This window comes from Streptococcus sanguinis (assembly GCF_050222175.1).
Taxonomy (GTDB): Bacteria; Bacillota; Bacilli; order Lactobacillales; family Streptococcaceae; genus Streptococcus; species Streptococcus sanguinis_M.
Window position 1 is genome coordinate 1,075,419 of sequence record NZ_CP071420.1, and the last position, 17,947, is coordinate 1,093,365.

General features: G+C 43.0%; 17 protein-coding genes, 3 tRNA genes and 1 pseudogene. 13 read left to right on the forward strand and 8 right to left on the reverse strand.

Annotation, left to right across the window (positions count from 1 at the left end; all coding sequences use genetic code 11):
- Positions 1-11: 11 nt before the first annotated feature.
- The 10 genes and pseudogenes from J1C91_RS05435 (at position 12) to J1C91_RS05480 (ending at position 7,562) form a co-directional block, all read left to right on the forward strand.
- Positions 12-461 (forward strand): GNAT family N-acetyltransferase, encoded by a 450-nt coding sequence (locus tag J1C91_RS05435; RefSeq protein ID WP_376739336.1) that lies wholly within the window; start codon positions 12-14, stop codon positions 459-461.
- Positions 462-477: 16 nt separating this feature from the next.
- Positions 478-1,293 (forward strand): aminoglycoside 6-adenylyltransferase, encoded by an 816-nt coding sequence (locus tag J1C91_RS05440; protein ID WP_125438588.1) that lies wholly within the window; start codon positions 478-480, stop codon positions 1,291-1,293.
- Between the two features lie 36 nt (positions 1,294-1,329).
- Positions 1,330-3,780: a DNA topoisomerase IV subunit A gene (gene parC / locus J1C91_RS05445; protein ID WP_125438590.1), complete on the forward strand. Its 2,451-nt coding sequence runs from the start codon at positions 1,330-1,332 to the stop codon at positions 3,778-3,780.
- Positions 3,781-3,949: 169 nt separating this feature from the next.
- Positions 3,950-4,975: pseudogene (locus tag J1C91_RS05450) on the forward strand (branched-chain amino acid aminotransferase); the annotation flags it as partial.
- Between the two features lie 105 nt (positions 4,976-5,080).
- Positions 5,081-5,311, forward strand: a complete 231-nt coding sequence (locus J1C91_RS05455) for a DUF2969 domain-containing protein (RefSeq protein ID WP_002895433.1) — start codon at positions 5,081-5,083, stop codon at positions 5,309-5,311.
- Between the two features lie 49 nt (positions 5,312-5,360).
- Positions 5,361-5,441, forward strand: a tRNA-Tyr gene (locus J1C91_RS05460).
- Between the two features lie 49 nt (positions 5,442-5,490).
- Positions 5,491-5,562 (forward strand) — tRNA-Gln (locus tag J1C91_RS05465).
- A 163-nt stretch (positions 5,563-5,725) separates the two neighbouring features.
- Positions 5,726-6,928: a 30S ribosomal protein S1 gene (rpsA, locus tag J1C91_RS05470; protein WP_002909688.1), complete on the forward strand. Its 1,203-nt coding sequence runs from the start codon at positions 5,726-5,728 to the stop codon at positions 6,926-6,928.
- An 87-nt stretch (positions 6,929-7,015) separates the two neighbouring features.
- Positions 7,016-7,087 (forward strand) — tRNA-Arg (locus J1C91_RS05475).
- 58 nt (positions 7,088-7,145) lie between these two features.
- Entirely contained in the window at positions 7,146-7,562 is a 417-nt protein-coding gene (locus J1C91_RS05480) for an NUDIX hydrolase (RefSeq protein ID WP_032912592.1), read from the forward strand.
- 46 nt (positions 7,563-7,608) lie between these two features.
- On the opposite strand, the gene J1C91_RS05485 is transcribed toward J1C91_RS05480, so the two are convergent.
- On the reverse strand, positions 7,609-8,595 hold the full coding sequence (locus tag J1C91_RS05485; RefSeq protein ID WP_002909689.1) for an L-lactate dehydrogenase: 987 nt from the start codon (positions 8,593-8,595) through the stop codon (positions 7,609-7,611).
- Between the two features lie 194 nt (positions 8,596-8,789).
- Here J1C91_RS05485 and gyrA point away from each other — a divergent pair, with 194 nt between their 5' ends.
- The 3 genes from gyrA (at position 8,790) to radC (ending at position 12,852) form a co-directional block, all read left to right on the forward strand.
- A complete protein-coding gene (gyrA, locus tag J1C91_RS05490; protein ID WP_032912595.1) occupies positions 8,790-11,249 on the forward strand; it encodes a DNA gyrase subunit A in 2,460 nt (819 codons plus the stop codon).
- Between the two features lie 14 nt (positions 11,250-11,263).
- Entirely contained in the window at positions 11,264-12,019 is a 756-nt protein-coding gene (locus J1C91_RS05495) for a class A sortase (protein ID WP_002909692.1), read from the forward strand.
- Positions 12,020-12,168: 149 nt separating this feature from the next.
- On the forward strand, positions 12,169-12,852 hold the full coding sequence (gene radC / locus J1C91_RS05500) for a RadC family protein (protein ID WP_002909693.1): 684 nt from the start codon (positions 12,169-12,171) through the stop codon (positions 12,850-12,852).
- A gap of 68 nt (positions 12,853-12,920) precedes the next feature.
- Here the strand turns inward: radC and J1C91_RS05505 are convergent, their stop codons facing one another.
- From J1C91_RS05505 to J1C91_RS05535, 7 genes are all read right to left on the reverse strand, one after another.
- Positions 12,921-13,613: a gamma-glutamyl-gamma-aminobutyrate hydrolase family protein gene (locus tag J1C91_RS05505; RefSeq protein ID WP_002909694.1), complete on the reverse strand. Its 693-nt coding sequence runs from the start codon at positions 13,611-13,613 to the stop codon at positions 12,921-12,923.
- Positions 13,614-13,637: 24 nt separating this feature from the next.
- The gene (locus tag J1C91_RS05510; protein ID WP_002909695.1) at positions 13,638-14,285 is read right to left on the reverse strand and encodes a redox-sensing transcriptional repressor Rex; all 648 of its coding nucleotides are present in this window, start codon (positions 14,283-14,285) and stop codon (positions 13,638-13,640) included.
- A gap of 121 nt (positions 14,286-14,406) precedes the next feature.
- Positions 14,407-14,628: a DUF4649 family protein gene (locus J1C91_RS05515; RefSeq protein WP_002909696.1), complete on the reverse strand. Its 222-nt coding sequence runs from the start codon at positions 14,626-14,628 to the stop codon at positions 14,407-14,409.
- A 121-nt stretch (positions 14,629-14,749) separates the two neighbouring features.
- A complete protein-coding gene (locus J1C91_RS05520; RefSeq protein ID WP_002902952.1) occupies positions 14,750-15,097 on the reverse strand; it encodes a DUF1831 domain-containing protein in 348 nt (115 codons plus the stop codon).
- Between the two features lies 1 nt (position 15,098).
- Entirely contained in the window at positions 15,099-16,211 is a 1,113-nt protein-coding gene (locus J1C91_RS05525) for a cysteine desulfurase family protein (protein WP_312023175.1), read from the reverse strand.
- Positions 16,212-16,221: 10 nt separating this feature from the next.
- On the reverse strand, positions 16,222-17,178 hold the full coding sequence (locus J1C91_RS05530; protein ID WP_002897526.1) for a ribose-phosphate diphosphokinase: 957 nt from the start codon (positions 17,176-17,178) through the stop codon (positions 16,222-16,224).
- Between the two features lie 136 nt (positions 17,179-17,314).
- Positions 17,315-17,878 carry a CYTH domain-containing protein gene (locus J1C91_RS05535; RefSeq protein ID WP_312023176.1) on the reverse strand — a complete coding sequence of 188 codons (564 nt, stop codon included), beginning with the start codon at positions 17,876-17,878 and terminating at the stop codon, positions 17,315-17,317.
- Positions 17,879-17,947: the final 69 nt, after the last annotated feature.

Sequence of the window (17,947 nt, forward strand, 5' to 3'; positions counted from 1 at the left end):
TTTTCAAAAAAGTGACTGACAGAAAAAAAGTCAGTTTGCCTGTCTCATGGGAGAGACTGGCACAAAAATATTCAAAAAGAAAAATGAAAAAAGTAAATGAAGTAAAAAGTTTGTCCCTGAGTGACTTAGACAATCAGGAGTTTATCGGCTTGGTAGGTCTGCACCATTCGGATTTACGGATTTTTGCTGGAAAAGAAGCTGTAGAAATCGGCTGGCGTTTGCGAAAAGAGTTTTGGAATAGTGGTTATGCGACAGAGGTTGCCCAAGCCTGTCTAGACTTCGCTTTCCAGCAAGCTGGCTTGTCAGAAGTTTACTCCTTTACATCCTTACTCAATCTCCCTTCGCAAAAAGTCATGCAAAAGCTAGGCATGGAATTTGTCAAAGAGTTTGATAACGAAAAAGTTCCAGCTGACAGTCCGCTTTATAGACACGTCCTCTACAGAATCAAGAGTTTCAACTAAAAAGGCAGGTATTCCCATGAGAACTGAAACCGAGATGTTTGATGTGATTTTGCAAACCGCAAGAGTGCTACAAGTTGACGCTGTCGCTATGTCCGGCTCGCGGACAAACCCAAAGGCTCCCAGAGACGAGTTCCAAGACTATGATGTGGTCTACATTGTGGAGAATTTGGACGCTCTGGCGGCTGACCTTGCATGGTTGGAAAAGTTTGGCAAGCGCATGATTGAGCAGTATGTCCTACTAGACCATCGCCGCCTCTATCTCATGCTCTTTGAAGATGGCAATCGGATAGATTTGACCCTTTGCCCAAAGGAGCACATCAAAGAATGGGTGGATAGCGAAGCGGATTTTACGGTGCTGGATGACCCGCAGGGATTGTTTGCTCCTTATACACCGACACCCAAACGCTATTGGACGGCACCAGCCAGTGCGACTGACTTTGGTAAATCCTGCAATGAATTTTGGTGGGTGTCCGCTTATGTAGTTAAGGGCATTTATCGAAATCACCTTGTCTATGCGACGGATCATTTGTATGGAATCTGCCAACAAGAATTGCTCAAGCTTTTAGCTTGGCAAGTGGCAGCAGATAAGGGGACGGTCGATGTTGGCAAGAACTACAAATACCTCTTCCAGCATTTGCCTGCTGAGAAAGAGAAAGAATATACAGCCTTGCTTGACTTTTCTGACCAGAAACAAATCACCAGGTCTCTCTTAGCTACCATGCACTTTTTCCACAAAGAAGCACAAGCTTTCTCTCGCAAAACAGGCTTCCACTATGACAAAGTAACCGCAGAGAAGATGATTGAGTATGCTAAAGAGAGGCTTAGCTTCTAATTATTATTAAAAAGAAAAATAAAAAAGAGAATTATTATGTCCAACATTCAAAACATGTCCCTTGAGGACATCATGGGAGAGCGCTTTGGTCGCTACTCCAAATACATCATTCAGGAGCGGGCCTTGCCAGACATTCGCGATGGCTTGAAGCCTGTTCAACGCCGTATTCTTTATTCGATGAATAAGGACGGCAATACCTTTGACAAGGGCTACCGCAAGTCGGCCAAGTCAGTCGGGAACATCATGGGGAATTTCCACCCCCACGGTGACAGCTCCATCTACGATGCCATGGTCCGCATGTCTCAGGATTGGAAAAACCGGGAGATTCTCGTTGAGATGCACGGGAACAATGGTTCTATGGACGGTGATCCTCCGGCGGCTATGCGTTATACCGAGGCGCGGCTGTCTGAGATGGCTGGCTACCTTTTGCAAGATATTGAGAAAGATACTGTTCCTTTTGCTTGGAACTTCGACGACACCGAGAAGGAGCCGACTGTTCTGCCGGCAGCCTTTCCTAATCTTTTGGTCAATGGAGCAACAGGGATTTCCGCTGGTTATGCGACCGACATTCCACCTCATAATCTAGCCGAAGTCATTGATGCGGTCATCTATATGATTGACCATCCGTCGGCCAAGGTGGACAAGCTCATGGAGTTTCTGCCTGGACCTGACTTCCCGACAGGAGCCATTGTCCAAGGTCGTGATGAAATCAAGAAAGCCTACGAGACTGGTAAAGGTCGCGTCGTGGTGCGCTCCAGAACTGAGATTGAAAAGCTGAAGGGCGGTAAAGAGCAAATCGTCATCACCGAGATTCCTTACGAGATTAATAAAGCGGTCTTGGTCAAGAAAATCGACGATGTGCGGGTCAACAATAAGGTGGCTGGCATTGCTGAGGTTCGGGACGAATCAGATCGGGACGGTCTTCGCATTGCCATCGAGCTCAAGAAAGATGCCAATACTGAGCTGATTCTCAACTACCTCTTTAAGTACACTGATTTGCAGGTGAATTATAACTTCAACATGGTGGCGATCGACAATTTCACGCCGCGTTTGGTGGGGATTGTACCAATCTTGACTAGTTATATTGCCCACCGCAAGGAGATTATTCTAGCTCGTAGTCGCTTTGACAAGGCCAAGGCTGAGAAACGACTGCATATCGTAGAAGGATTGATTCGGGTTATTTCCATCTTGGATGAGGTGATTGCCCTGATTCGTGCTTCAGAAAACAAAGCAGACGCCAAGGAAAATCTTAAAGTCAGCTATGATTTCACCGAGGAGCAGGCTGAGGCTATCGTCACTCTCCAACTCTACCGTTTGACAAATACGGACGTAGTGGTTCTGGAAGAGGAGGAAGCAGAGCTGCGCGAGAAGATTGCCATGCTGGCAGCCATTATCGGCGATGAGCGCACCATGTATAACCTCATGAAGCGAGAGCTCCGCGATGTTAAGAAGAAGTTTGGCAATCCGCGTCTCAGCGAGCTGCAGGATACGGCAAATGCCATTGAGATTGATACAGCTAGTCTCATTGTTGAGGAAGAGACTTATGTCAGCGTGACTCGTTCTGGTTATATCAAGCGGACCAGTCCGCGTTCTTTCTCTGCTTCAACCCTAGAGGAGATGGGCAAACGTGATGATGATCGACTGATTTTCGTCAGCCCAGCCAAGACGACCCAGCATTTATTGATTTTCACTAGCCTGGGAAATGTCATTTACCGGCCTGTTCATGAGCTGTCAGACATCCGCTGGAAAGAAATAGGAGAACACCTCAGCCAGACCATCAGTAACTTTGATACCAAGGAAGAGGTTATCTATACAGAATTGCTGGATAGCTTTGAGGAGGGCACTTACTTTGCAGCGACCAAGCTGGGCCAAATCAAGCGAGTGGAGCGCAAGGAATTCAGTCCTTGGCGGACTTACAAGTCTAAGTCACTCAAGTTTGCTAAACTGAAAAATGAAGACGACCAGGTCATTGCTCTGGCGCCGATTAAGGTGGATGATGTTATGCTCGTGACCAAAAATGGCTATGCCCTTCGTTTCAATATTGAGGAAGTTCCTGTCATCGGAGCTAAGGCGGCTGGTGTTAAAGCCATCAACCTCAAGAAGGACGATGTCCTTGCGGCAGCTTTTATCGCCAACACAGACTCGCTTTACCTCCTGACTCAGCGCGGTTCGCTCAAGCGTATGGCAGTCGCAGACATTCCTGTTACTAGTCGGGCAAATCGCGGTCTTCAAGTCTTGAGAGAGCTTAAGGCCAAGCCACATCGTGTCTTTGCAGCTGGACCAGTCTATGGCGAAGCAGTGGACTTCGACCTCTTTACTACTGAAGCAGAAGCCAGTGAGGAGCAGATTTTGCAGGTGCTTTCTAATAAAGGAACTGCCTATGAGATCAATCTAGCCGACCTCAGCTTGTCTGAGAGAACTAGCAACGGCAGCTTCATTTCTGATACTATTTCAGACGAAGAAGTCTTCTCAGCTTATATCAAGTAATCATCAAATCAGTTCGTAGGAGCTGGTTTTTTTCAATTTCTATAAGTTTGATAGCGGAACAAAAGACTGAATAACAAAATTTTCTGAAAATTGAAAATAATACTTGAAAATATCTCAAAAAGGTGTAAAATAGGGAGTATCTAAAAATGAAGTTTGGAAGAAGAGGAGAAAGACTATGACGGTAAATCTTGATTGGGAAAATCTAGGATTCTCATATATGAAATTGCCTTATCGCTACATAGCTTACTATCGCAATGGTCAGTGGGAAGAAGGAACATTAACGGAGGACGCTACGCTCCATATCTCTGAGTCGTCTCCTAGCCTTCACTACGGCCAGCAGGCTTTTGAAGGTCTGAAGGCTTATCGAACTAAGGACGGCAGTATTCAGCTTTTCCGTCCAGATAAAAATGCGGAGCGTCTGCAACGAACAGCTGACCGCTTGCTCATGCCGCAAGTTCCTACAGAAATGTTTGTGGAAGCAGTCAAGCAGGTTGTCCGAGCTAATGAAGAATATGTGCCACCTTATGGAACGGGCGGAACTCTTTATATTCGTCCGCTCTTGATTGGAGTCGGCGATATTATTGGTGTGAAACCAGCTGAAGAATATATTTTTACTATCTTTGTAATGCCGGTCGGCAATTACTTCAAAGGTGGTCTGACTCCGACTAACTTCATTGTCTCAGATGACTATGATCGTGCGGCACCGCACGGAACTGGTGCGGCTAAAGTAGGAGGCAATTACGCTGCCAGTTTATTACCAGGAAAGATTGCTAAGGATAAGCATTTCTCAGATGTGATTTATCTGGATCCAGCAACCCATACCAAGATTGAAGAAGTGGGATCTGCCAACTTCTTTGGTATCACTAAGGATAATGAGTTTGTAACGCCGCTCAGTCCCTCAATCTTACCATCCATCACCAAGTACTCTTTGCTTTATCTAGCGGAGCATAGACTAGGACTCAAACCGATTGAGGGTGATGTTCCTCTGGCAGACTTGGGTAAATTTACTGAAGCTGGAGCTTGCGGAACAGCTGCAGTTATCTCCCCTATCGGAGGTATCCAGCACGGCGAAGATTTCCATGTCTTTTATAGCGAAACAGAAGTCGGCCCAGTCACTCGCAAGCTGTATGACGAATTGACTGGTATCCAGTTTGGTGATATAGAAGCGCCAGAAGGTTGGATTGTAAAAGTATAATCTAAAAACTGTCCTTGATTGGGCAGTTTTTCTGTGTTTCTAGCCTAAGATAGCTTGCGCACTCAGCTATTTTCGTGTACAATAGAAATTTGAAAGAGGTAAGTTATGAGTAAAAAAGACAAAAAAATTGAAATTCAAATCACAGACAGCAAAGTGAAGGTCGGAGCAGACCAATTTGACGGTTATAGTCTTGCTATTGGCAAGAAGGTTATCGGCGAGATTGCCGAACTAGATGGCCAGTTTGCAATCATCAAAAATGGAAATGCTGAAAGTTTTTATAAAAAACTTGAAAGAGCTGTGGAAACTTTGATTGAAACCTATAATTTAAGCAAATAAGGCTTGCATTTTCATTGTATCAATGTTATAATAGATAGCGTTGATTGTCGGAGAGATAGCGAAGAGGCTAAACGCGGCGGACTGTAAATCCGCTCCTTCGGGTTCGGGGGTTCGAATCCCTCTCTCTCCATTAGCGTTCATTATGACGATGATAAAGTGACTTTTGTCAGCGCTCTTTTTGGGGTATAGCCAAGCGGTAAGGCAAGGGACTTTGACTCCCTCATGCGTTGGTTCGAATCCAGCTACCCCAGTTCTTAGGTAATAGATCTGATAAAATAATAAAATGTCTTCTGGTATTTTATTTCTTTATAGGATGGAAATCGTTAACGATAGATCAATGTCATTTGCGGGTGCTTAGGAAAATAAATAAGTAGTATGTCAAGCGAAAGCTTGATTGTTGGAGGATTTTTTTAGATGAATGAATTTGAAGATTTGCTAAACAGTGTTAGCCAAGTTGAGCCAGGTGACGTCGTTACTGCTGAAGTATTGACTGTTGACGCTAACCAAGCTAATGTTGCAATCGCTGGAACTGGTGTTGAAGGTGTTTTGACTCTTCGTGAGTTGACAAACGACCGCGACGCTGATATCAACGACCTTGTAAAACCAGGTGAAACACTTGAATTGCTTGTTCTTCGTCAAGTAGTGGGTAAAGATACAGACACAGTAACTTACCTGGTATCTAAAAAACGTTTGGAAGCTCGCAAAGCTTGGGACAAATTGGTTGGTCGTGAAGAAGAAGTTGTCACTGTTAAGGGCACTCGTGCTGTTAAAGGTGGACTTTCAGTTGAGTTTGAAGGACTTCGTGGATTTATCCCTGCTTCAATGCTTGACACTCGTTTCGTTCGCAACACTGAGCGTTTTGTAGGTCAAGAGTTTGATGCTAAAATCAAAGAAGTAGATCCAAAAGAAAACCGCTTCATCCTTTCACGTCGTGAAGTTGTAGAAGCTGAAGCTGCAGCAGCGCGTGCTGAAGTCTTTGGTAAGTTGAATGTTGGCGATGTTGTAACTGGTAAAGTTGCTCGCATCACTAGCTTCGGTGCTTTCATCGACCTTGGCGGAGTTGACGGATTGGTTCACTTGACTGAATTGTCACATGAACGCAACGTATCACCTAAGTCTGTTGTATCAGTTGGTGATGAAATCGAAGTGAAAGTTCTTGACTTGAACGAAGAAGAAGGACGCGTGTCCCTCTCTCTTAAAGCAACAACACCTGGGCCATGGGATGGCGTTGAGCAAAAACTTGCTGCAGGCGATGTGATTGAAGGAACTGTAAAACGTTTGACTGATTTCGGTGCTTTCGTTGAAGTATTGCCAGGAATTGACGGACTGGTTCACATTTCACAAATTTCACACAAACGCGTTGAAAGCCCTAAGGATGCCCTTAAGGTTGGTCAAGAAGTGACTGTTAAGGTTCTTGAAGTGAATGCTGCTGATGAGCGTGTGTCACTTTCTATCAAGGCTCTTGAAGAACGTCCAGCTCAAGAAGAAGGACAAAAAGATGAGAAACGTCAATCGCGTCCTCGTCGTCCAAAACGTCAAGAAAAACGTGACTTTGAACTTCCAGAAACTCAAACTGGATTCTCAATGGCTGATTTGTTTGGCGATATTGAATTGTAATTAGATAAAAGAAGTTGAGAAATCTCAACTTCTTTTTCTGATTTTCACTTGTATTTTCAAAGAAAATCAGTTATAATGAATTAGTTGCCACCCTTAGTGTAATGGATATCACGCAAGATTCCGGTTCTTGAGATGGGAGTTCGATTCTCTCAGGGTGGATGACTTAAAATTGGACTCTTCGGAGTCTTTTTTTTTGCTTTTTCATGGAGGAAATGCAATGACAGTAAAATTAATCGCCCATACCTTGATCGAGAAAGATGGGAAGTATTTGCTTATCAAACGCTCGAAAATAAAGCGAGGTCGTCCTAATGTCTATCCATATTATTGGGATATTCCTGGTGGGAGTGTAGGAGAGAATGAACTGCCTAGAGAGGCAGCTCTACGTGAGGCTATGGAGGAGGTTAATCAAAAGATTCGGATTGATAAGGTTATCCATGAAGATAGTCAGTTTGATGCTAGCAAAGATACTGTTTTCACACGCTTAGTTTATGCGGGTAGAATTACGGAGCAGCGTGATATTATATTAGATCCAGAAGAGCACACAGACTTTGTCTGGATTACTTCTTTAAAAGACCTAGAGAAAGAGCTCATCGTACCTTATTTGATAGATATTTTTGCTGTTAAATCCATATAAAACAACTAAAAAACATCCCCTTTTACTAGGAGATGTTTTTTTATAATTAGTTTTTAGATGCTTCTTGGAATTCAGGATTCTTCCATGCTTCATCAATAATTGCTTGCAATTCTTTAGCAGAAGCTTGCATTTTTTGTGTTTCAGCATCGTTCAGTGGGATGTTTACTGGGCGTACAATACCGTGTGCACCAACGATAGCAGGTTGACCAATGAAGACATTTTCAACGCCATATTGGCCTTCTTGGAAGACTGACAATGGCAATACTGCATTTTCATCGTCAAGGATGGCTTTTGTAATACGAGCCAAAGCAACTGCGATACCGTAGTAAGTTGCTCCTTTTTTGTTGATGATTGAGTATGCTGCGTCACGAACGGAGATGAAAAGATCAACCAAGTCTTGTTCGTTCAAGTCACGGTTAGCTTGCAACCATTGCTCCAATTTTACACCTGCAACGTTAGCGTGTGACCAAACGGCAAACTCAGAGTCACCGTGCTCACCCATGATGTAGGCATGGACAGAACGAGCATCGATACCAATCTTTTCAGCAAGAGCTTGACGGAAGCGAGCTGAGTCAAGTGAAGTACCTGAACCGATAACGCGCTCTTTAGGGAAACCAGAGAATTTCCAAGTTGAGTATGTCAAAACGTCCACTGGGTTAGCAGCGACGAGGAAGATACCGTCAAAGCCTGATTCAACGACTTGAGTAACGATAGATTTGTTGATAGCCAAGTTTTTACCAACAAGGTCAAGACGAGTTTCGCCTGGTTTTTGAGGTGCACCTGCAGTAATAACAACGAGGTCAGCATCCGCACAGTCTGCATAAGTAGCTGCGTAGATTTTCTTAGGTGAAGTGAAGGCAAGGGCATGGCTAAGGTCTTCAGCATCACCGACAGCTTTTTCAAATAATTGAGGAATTTCAATGATACCAAGTTCTTGAGCAATACCTTGGGTTACAAGAGCAAATGCGTAAGATGAACCTACAGCACCGTCACCGACAAGGATGACTTTTTTATGTTGTTTAGTAGCAGTCATTTCTAAACATCTCCTTATTTTTTTAGGGAATATTTCCCATACACATTCATTCTACCACTTTTGACATATTTTGTCACGGTCAACTTGTATATCTAGCGATGTAAACGTTTTTACAAACGGTTCAAAATACTGAAAAATTAAAGAAAATGTGGTATAATATAGGATAGTTTAATATGAAAGAAAGGCATTTTTTAATGCAAGACAGAAACTTAGTAAATGTTAATCTGACTAGTGAAATGAAGACTAGTTTCATTGATTACGCTATGAGTGTTATCGTGGCTCGGGCACTTCCAGATGTTCGTGATGGTCTCAAACCAGTTCACCGTCGGATTCTCTATGGTATGAATGAGCTGGGCGTGACGCCTGATAAGCCTCACAAAAAATCAGCTCGTATCACGGGGGATGTCATGGGTAAGTATCACCCGCATGGTGACTCCTCTATTTATGAAGCGATGGTGCGGATGGCTCAATGGTGGAGCTATCGCTATATGCTTGTTGACGGCCATGGAAACTTCGGTTCTATGGACGGAGACGGGGCCGCTGCTCAACGTTATACAGAAGCACGTATGAGCAAGATTGCTCTGGAGATGCTTCGTGATATTAATAAAAACACTGTTGATTATCTTGACAACTATGATGCCAGCGAGAGAGAGCCTGTTGTTCTTCCTGCTCGCTTCCCTAACTTGCTTGTAAACGGTGCGACAGGGATTGCAGTTGGGATGGCGACCAATATCCCACCGCATAATCTTGGTGAGTCTATTGATGCAGTTAAGCTTTTCATGGACAATCCGGAAGCAACGACTCGTGATATCATGGAAGTCCTTCCTGGACCAGATTTTCCGACAGGAGCACTGGTTATGGGTAAGTCTGGTATTCACCGAGCTTATGAAACAGGGAAGGGTTCGATTGTTCTTCGTTCTCGCACTGAAATTGAAGAGATGAAAAATGGCCGTGAGCGAATTGTCGTAACCGAGTTCCCTTACATGGTTAATAAGACTAAGGTCCATGAGCATATTGTTCGTCTGGTGCAGGAAAAACGCATTGACGGTATCACAGCTGTTCGTGATGAGTCCAACCGTGAAGGGGTCCGTTTTGTCATTGAGGTTCGTCGTGATGCCTCTGCACATGTCATTCTAAATAATCTTTTCAAGCTGACCCAGATGCAGACCAATTTCAGCTTCAATATGCTGGCCATTCAAAATGGTGTGCCGAAGATTCTGTCTCTTCGTGAGATTTTGTTGGCTTACATTGAGCACCAAAAGGAAGTGGTGACTCGACGGACGGTCTTCGATAAAGAAAAGGCGGAAGCTCGAGCTCATATCTTGGCTGGTTTGCTGATTGCGTTGGATCACATTGATGAAGTGATTCGCATTATCCGTAATAGCGAGACGGACGCAGAAGCACAGGCTGAATTGATGGCTAAGTTTGAACTGTCTGAGCGCCAGAGTCAGGCTATCCTTGATATGCGTCTGCGCCGTCTGACTGGCTTGGAACGTGATAAGATTCAGTCAGAATACGATGAGCTGATTGCCTTGATTGCAGACCTGGCTGATATTTTGGCTAAGCCAGAGCGCGTTATCGCTATTATCAAGGAAGAGTTAGACGAGGTCAAACGTAAATTTGCTGATGACCGCCGAACTGAGCTGATGGTGGGAGAAGTTCTTTCTCTTGAAGATGAAGATTTGATTGAGGAAGCGGATGTTTTGATTACCCTGTCTAATAAAGGTTATATCAAACGTCTGAATCAGGCTGAATTTACTGCTCAGAAACGTGGAGGCCGTGGTGTTCAAGGAACTGGTGTCAAAGACGATGACTTCGTCAAAGAGCTGGTTTCAACGAGTACTCACGATAGACTGCTCTTCTTTACCAATAAAGGCCGAGTTTATCGTCTCAAAGGATATGAAATTCCTGAGTACGGTCGGACAGCCAAGGGCTTGCCAGTAGTCAATCTTTTGAAGCTGGATGAAGGAGAGACTATTCAGACCATTATTAATGTCCAGCAAGACCGCAGTGATGATTCCTACCTCTTCTTTACTACTCGTCATGGGGTGGTCAAACGGACCAGTGTAACAGAATTTGCTAATATTCGTCAGAATGGTCTCAAAGCTTTGAATTTGAAGGATGAAGACGAGTTAATCAATGTCTTTCTGACGGACGGTGCTGCAGACGTTATCATTGGTACCAAGTTTGGTTATTCTGTCCGCTTCAATGAGACAGCTGTCCGGAGCATGAGCCGTATAGCGACTGGTGTTCGCGGAGTTAATCTTCGAGATGGTGACCAGGTCGTTGGAGCTGGTGTGATTGCTGAGGGAGACGAAGTGCTTGTCATTACCGAAAAAGGCTATGGTAAGCGAACTCTTGCTAGCGAGTACCCAACCAAGGGCCGTGGCGGTAAAGGGATTAAAACAGCCAATATCACTGATAAGAACGGGCCTCTTGCTGGTCTGATGACTGTTACTGGAGAGGAAGATTTGATGATTATCACTAATACAGGTGTCATCATTCGGACCAGTGTGGCTAATATTTCTCAGACCGGTCGCTCAACCATGGGAGTTAAGGTCATGCGTCTAGACCAAAATGCACAGATTGTCACCTTTACTAGCGTCGAAGCAGACGACAAAGAAGATGTAGCAGAGGAAGAAAACGAATCGTAAAAGAGGACCTCTATATGGTACAAGGAAAAAGAAGTCGAAAAAGAAAACAAAAAAGCAAAAGAAATATTTTTATCAATATCGTTGCGACATTATTAATTATTGTGGCTCTTGGCTTAATCTTTAATGCGCAAATCCGAAACATGATTATGGTTTGGCATACCAACCGATATCAGGTCAGCAAGGTTTCTAAAGACTCTATTGATAAGAATAAAAACGTTAAGACAAGTTTTGATTTTAACAAGGTAGAGTCGCTTTCTACAGAAGCGGTCATCAATGCTCAGTGGAAAGCGCAGCAACTGCCCGTTATCGGAGGCATCTCTATTCCAGAAGTATCCATGAATTTGCCAATCTTCAAAGGGCTGGATAATGCTGGATTGTATTATGGTGCTGGTACGATGAAAGAGACTCAGCAGATGGGGCAGGGAAATTATGCCTTGGCTAGCCACCATGTCTTTGGCATCACAGGGGCTAGTAACATGCTCTTTTCCCCACTGGATCGTGCTAAGGCTGGTATGAAAATATATATCACCGATAAAGAGCAAGTCTATACTTATGTAATCACCAGTGTTGAAACGGTAACTCCGGATCGAACGGATCTGATTGAGGATACAGAAGGTGTTACAGAGATTACTTTGGTTACTTGTGAGGATGCTGCGGCAACCAACCGGACTATTGTCAAGGGAACATTAGAAGGCTCTATCGAGTATGACAAGGCTCCTAAGGAAGTTCTTGAATCTTTCAGTAAATCCTATAATCAAATGCAGATTTAAAAGTAAAAAACATTTCACTCCAAAGGTTAGGAAGAACGTTAACTTTTGGAGTGTTTTTTTATCTAAAATTTGTTCTGAATGAAAGATTTTTTGTATCTATTCTTGCTGCTTTTAACTCTTTTTCCGAATAATAAGGTAAGGAGGTTTCTATGTATAGCATTTCATTTCAAGATGATATTAGCATAATGCCACGGGAGCGTTTGATGAGAGAAGGAGCTGAAAAACTCAGTAATCAGGAGCTCCTATCAATCTTTCTCAGGACAGGTAACAAAAAAGAAACTGTTTTTCAAGTTTCTCAAAGGATTTTATCATCTATTTCCAGTTTGAACGATCTCAAGTATCTAACCTTGCAGGAATTGCAGACTATTTCTGGAATCGGTCCGATTAAAGCAGTGGAATTGCAGGCTATTATCGAATTGGGGCGTCGGATTAACCGAGCAGAGGTTCTTCAGAAAGAGCAGATTATGGGCAGTCAAAAATTAGCCCAGAAGATGCAGCAAGAGCTAGGAGATATGAGGCAGGAGTGCTTGGTTGCTATTTATCTTAATAGTCAAAATCAAATTTTGCACCAGCAGACTATTTTCATGGGGACGGTCAGCAGAAGTATTGCTGAGCCGAGAGAAATTCTCCACTACGCTCTCAAGCATCTGGCGACATCTATTATACTGGTACACAATCATCCGTCTGGCTCAGTCGTTCCTAGCAGAAACGATGATGAAGTGACCCAGCATATGAAAGAAGCTTGTGAGATGATGGGCTTGGTTCTTTTGGATCATTTGATTGTGTCAAAGTCCAACTACTATAGCTACAGAGAAGAGACAGATATGATATAATTTGATTTACTTGAATATAAAAAACTTCTATTCGTGTAGAACAGAAGTTTATCTAGGAATAGAGGCTTTTAAAGAATATTGACAACATAATCAAACAGAGCTAAGTCTCCTTGTCTGGAGCCAAACAAGAACTCTGGGTGCCATTGGACGCCAAGGAAAGGACTGCCGTCGGTAGAAGTGATAGCTTCGATGACCTTATCATGTGGATCGTAGGCGATGACTTCTAAACTAGTCGCTAAATCCTTGATACTCTGGTGGTGAAATGAATTGATTTCTGAAGAAGATCCGTAAATTTCGTGCAGAATAGAACCATTTTTGGTCACCATGCTTTGTGTCGTGTACTCAGCAGAGCTATCTTGCCAATGATCTTCAATGTCTTGATGAAGAGTACCGCCTAGGGCGACATTATAAAGTTGGGTTCCGCGGCAGACGGTGAAGATTGGTTTATTTTGACGGCGGGCTTCCTTGATTAAAGCAAGTTCAAAAATGTCCCGTTTGAGTAGATAATCATCGCTGTCAATGACTTTTTCTTCTCCATAGAACTGAGGACATACATTCTGACCGCCTGTGATGATTAATTTGTCAACAATGGAAACATACTGTTTTGCCATTTCTTTATCACCGATTGGCAAAATCATTGGAATTCCGCCAACTTCTTTGACTCCCTCAACGAATCCAGTCGCCGTATAGCTTATATGGATGAAGTGATCGTCTGGGATTTCTCTTTCATTTCCGGTTATTCCAATAATTGGTTTACTCATTGAGTGTTCAATACCTCTTTCAAATTAATGCTCATTTTTTCTCATGAAGTAGAGCAGAGTCTGCAGTTCGCTAGTCAGGTCAACATACTGAACGACCACGTCCCTAGGTAGGGATAGATTTACTGGCGAGAAGCAGAGAATACCTTTAACACCTGCTTGAACTAAGATAGATGCAACTTCTTGGGCTTTTACGCTAGGTACAGTTAGGATGGCAGTTTGCACATTTCCTGACTGTATTTTTTCTTTGATTTGGGAAATTCCATAGATAGGAATTCCATCGCTGGTTGTGCTGCCAACTTCTGGATGGTCATCTGTGTCGAAAGCCATTACAACCTTCATTTTATTGCGCTCATGAAAACGATAGTGCAGCAGAGCCCGCCCCATATTACCAACTCCAACAATCATGACATTGGTGATAGCATTGTCATTCAAGAGGTCAGCAAAAAAGTTCATCAATTTCTTGACATCATAGCCAAATCCTCTGCGGCCAAGTTCACCGAAATAAGAAAAATCTCGTCTGACGGTAGCAGAGTCAATGCCAATAGCTTCAGCGATTTGCTTGGAGTTGGCTTTCTCAATCTTCTCAGCATTAAACCGTTTAAAAATACGATAGTAGAGCGACAGTCTCTTAGCAGTTGCTCGAGGAATTGTAGTATTTTTTTCAGTTTTCACAAAATCACAACCTTTCTAATTCTATTTTATAGGAAGTTTGTGAAAAAATCAACTAATTAAGGATGTTTGATTTATAAAAAAAGAAAATCAGTAATCGCTGGGAATAGTAGCGTTGAAAAACTTAGTCCTGGTAGGGACTTAGGTCTAACTGATACATCTGGCGGTACAAGTCCCCAATTAGCCCTGTAAAAGGCAGTTGGTATCCCTTATAAGTAACAGAAAGCACCTTGAGCGAGTCAGGAACCGTGACGCAGCCAGAGAAGGCTAGAAGAAATTCGTCAAAGTCTTCATAGGTTAGTGTTCGTTTTACCTTATATGAGTCCAAATAGGTCAGTTCAACCATCGTTAATCCTTTCTTTGGGTTCGATTAGCCATTTGATATTTTCAAGCGTTCCAAGTAGAGGTCAAGCTCGTTTAAATTTTGAAGAGCCTAAACTAAAAAAGCAAAATTACGAGAATCTTGCTTATTGTGGTGTCTTTTCAAAAATATTTCTTTCAACCAAGCTATCCATCAAGAAATAAAATTTTTGTTGGATAATGTGATGATCTTCTGATTTGAAAATATTAACCAAGCGCAGGCCTGATTTGTCAGTGATGTTGATTTTGAAACCATTCAAATCTTTATTGACGATGATTTTCAGCAGAAAACCATTTCCGCTGTTGGGTACAGATTCCAGCAGACGAGAGAGTTCATAGTTGCCAACCTTGCTTTCAGCGAAAGTATTGTCGCGCAAGGTAAATTTCTTGACATTTGGGTGAAGTGAATAGGTATATTCACAGTTTGCTAAGCTAACAGATGTTTGAAAGGCCATCTTATCCTCCTAAAATTTCTTTTAATTTCTTTGTAAATAATTGAATCTCTTGCAGAGTCGTTTGGTCCGAAGTGCTGATCCGAATGGACTCATGCAAGCGGTCAGAATCCTTGCCATACATAGCCTGCAGGACATGACTGGGTTGTATAGCTCCGGCTGTGCACGCTGAGCCTGTTGAAATGGAAAATCCGTTTAAATCCATTTGAAGCAGAAGCAGGTCATTCTTTTGATTGGGAAATCCCAAATTGATGACGTAAGGCAAGCTGGGCTGACTTTCATTTAAGTAAAAGTCAATGTCTGATAAGTCAGCAAGTAAGCTGTCTTTTAAATCTTGCGCATGCTCTAGATTTTCCTCTAGATGTTCCACGCTCTCTGACAGAGCCGCTGCCACACCTGTAATAGAGATTAGATTTTCAGTTCCGGCCCGGTGTTTTTCTTCCTGGTCGCCACCGTGCATGAAATTGTCAAAATCCATCTTCTTGGCATAAAGGAAGCCAACGCCTTTGGGACCATGAAACTTATGTGCTGAAGCAGAGAGGAAGTCAATCCCTAGCTCATCAGGGTAGATGGGAAGTTTACCAATTGCTTGGACGGCATCAACGTGAAATGCAGCGGGATGTTCTTGCAGTAATTCACCAATTTCCTTAATGGGAAGGATAGCACCAGTTTCGTTATTGACTGCCATGACAGATACAAGAATAGTGTCAGGCCTAAGAGCCTTCTTAATATCCTCTGCTCGAATCTGACCATCCACCGGCTGAACAAAAGTAGCTTCGAAGCCGAATTTATCTACTAAGTACTCTACCACTTCTAAGACAGCATGGTGCTCAATAGCAGTGGTAACAATATGTTTTCCTCGGTTCTGGTGACGAAGGGCATAACCTTTAATAGCAGTATTGTTGCTTTCAGTGCCACCTGAAGTAAAAAGAATCTTATTGCTTTGAGTATGCAGAGCTTGAGCAATATCCTCACGCGCCTGTCTAAGGAGTTTACTAGCTTCTCGGCCATGACTATGCGTACTGGAAGGATTCCCAAAGACAGTCATCGTCTTGGTCATTGCTTGGATTGCAGCGGGCGACAAAGCAGTTGTAGCGGCATTATCTAAATAAATCACTCTGGTTACCTTATTTCTTTTGATAGGCAAAGAGTGGGCTGACTGGTTTTCTCTCTTGAATGCGGACAATGGCATCACCAATCAGTTCACTAGCTGTAATGTAGTGGAGATTCTTAGGTGTTTTTTCTTTGGTATCAACAGAGTCTGTTACAAGAATTTCCCTGATAGGAGAATTATCCAGCAATTCCGCAGCTTTATCCGCGAAGAGACCATGACTGGATACAGCATAGATTTCGACAGCGCCTTCGCGACAGACAATTTTAGCTGCTTCAGAGAAAGTCCGACCGGTATTTAAAATGTCGTCAATAAGAATAGCTTTCTTGCCCTCGACATCTCCAATGATATATCCCTCAGAGCGACCCGCCTCATCTTCGCCATAATCAATGATAGCGATAGGGGCATCCAGATATTCAGCCAAATTGCGGGCGCGTTTTACACCAGAGTTTTTAGGGCTGACGACAACGACATCATCGCCAGTAAGGCCCATGTTGCAGTAGTGTTTGGCAAAGAGTGGGATAGTGAAGAGGTTATCTACTGGGATATCAAAGAATCCTTGGACCTGCACGGCATGAAGATCCAGAGAAATCACGCGATCCACTCCAGCACCGACAAGCATATTGGCAACCAGTTTAGCTGTGATTGGCTCGCGAGGGGCAGCAGTCCGATCCTGACGGGCATAACCAAAATAAGGCATCACAACATTAATCGTATTGGCACTGGCACGTTTGCAGGCATCCACCATAATCAAGAGTTCCATCAAGTGATTATTGACAGGGAAGCTGGTAGACTGAATGATGTAAATATCATAGCCACGAACACTTTCTTCGATGTTAATCTGAATCTCGCCGTCTGAGAATTGGCGGGAGGAAAGTTTCCCCAATGGAACCCCAGCAGCTTCAGCGATTTTTTCAGCTATGGAATGATTGGAGTTGAGGGAAAAAAGCTTCATATTTTTTTTATCTGACATGAGTTGGACCGTCCTCTTTTTGTGTCATTTCTATAATCTAATGCTCCATGAAATTTATATTTCAATAGGCTTTAGATTGCTACCTTTTATTTTACCAAAAAAATTAGATTATTTCAGCTATTTTGTGGTCGTTGATTTACAAGTTTTCAGAAAATCTTGCTATCTTGCTCTTACCAGGTTTGTAGTCGATCTTGTGCTGTTTTAGGAAGTTGAGGAAATTTTCTTTTCCTTTTTCGAAATCTTCAACTTCGACTTCGAGTTCGAAGTCTGTTTTGCCCAAGTAGTGACTCTCATCCAGAGCAAGGAGGCCAATTTCGTCTTCCTTTTCATAGCGGATAGTCTCTAGAGAGCCAAGAATCTTCAAGTCTTGGATGGAAATTTCTTTCTGAAGCAGCGTCTCTAAAATCTCTCCCGTAGGAAATTCATTGTTCTGCAAAATATTTTCAGTTTCTTCTGGTGTCAAGTTCTGATTGAGTTCCAAGGCTCCGACTTCTTGAGGAATCTTGAGCGTCAGCTCAGCTTCACGATGGTTAAAAGTTCGTACTCGAAAAGCCATGTGGGAGTGTCGGATGCTTTGCTGATCTGAATCGATGTAGTGGTTGGTTTGGCTAATAGGCGAAATATCAGCAAATAACTGGAGCAGACGGTCGTGCTCTTCTTTGGTCAGCATGGTTTTGAATTCAATTTCTAAGTGATTCATTTTCATATCCTTTTCTTTTTTTTGAAAGCGATTTATGTTATAATAACAGTTGTGTTTATTTTATACAAA

Coding starts and splice junctions, on each gene's coding strand:
- J1C91_RS05530 (WP_002897526.1), bottom strand. CDS start 17,178: ATGTCAGATAAAAAAAATATGAAGCTTTTTTCCCTCAACTCCAATCAT.
- J1C91_RS05440 (WP_125438588.1), top strand. CDS start 478: ATGAGAACTGAAACCGAGATGTTTGATGTGATTTTGCAAACCGCAAGA.
- J1C91_RS05515 (WP_002909696.1), bottom strand. CDS start 14,628: ATGGTTGAACTGACCTATTTGGACTCATATAAGGTAAAACGAACACTA.
- rpsA (WP_002909688.1), top strand. CDS start 5,726: ATGAATGAATTTGAAGATTTGCTAAACAGTGTTAGCCAAGTTGAGCCA.
- J1C91_RS05485 (WP_002909689.1), bottom strand. CDS start 8,595: ATGACTGCTACTAAACAACATAAAAAAGTCATCCTTGTCGGTGACGGT.
- J1C91_RS05520 (WP_002902952.1), bottom strand. CDS start 15,097: ATGGCCTTTCAAACATCTGTTAGCTTAGCAAACTGTGAATATACCTAT.
- J1C91_RS05505 (WP_002909694.1), bottom strand. CDS start 13,613: ATGAGTAAACCAATTATTGGAATAACCGGAAATGAAAGAGAAATCCCA.
- J1C91_RS05455 (WP_002895433.1), top strand. CDS start 5,081: ATGAGTAAAAAAGACAAAAAAATTGAAATTCAAATCACAGACAGCAAA.
- parC (WP_125438590.1), top strand. CDS start 1,330: ATGTCCAACATTCAAAACATGTCCCTTGAGGACATCATGGGAGAGCGC.
- J1C91_RS05495 (WP_002909692.1), top strand. CDS start 11,264: ATGGTACAAGGAAAAAGAAGTCGAAAAAGAAAACAAAAAAGCAAAAGA.
- radC (WP_002909693.1), top strand. CDS start 12,169: ATGTATAGCATTTCATTTCAAGATGATATTAGCATAATGCCACGGGAG.
- J1C91_RS05535 (WP_312023176.1), bottom strand. CDS start 17,878: ATGAATCACTTAGAAATTGAATTCAAAACCATGCTGACCAAAGAAGAG.
- gyrA (WP_032912595.1), top strand. CDS start 8,790: ATGCAAGACAGAAACTTAGTAAATGTTAATCTGACTAGTGAAATGAAG.
- J1C91_RS05480 (WP_032912592.1), top strand. CDS start 7,146: ATGACAGTAAAATTAATCGCCCATACCTTGATCGAGAAAGATGGGAAG.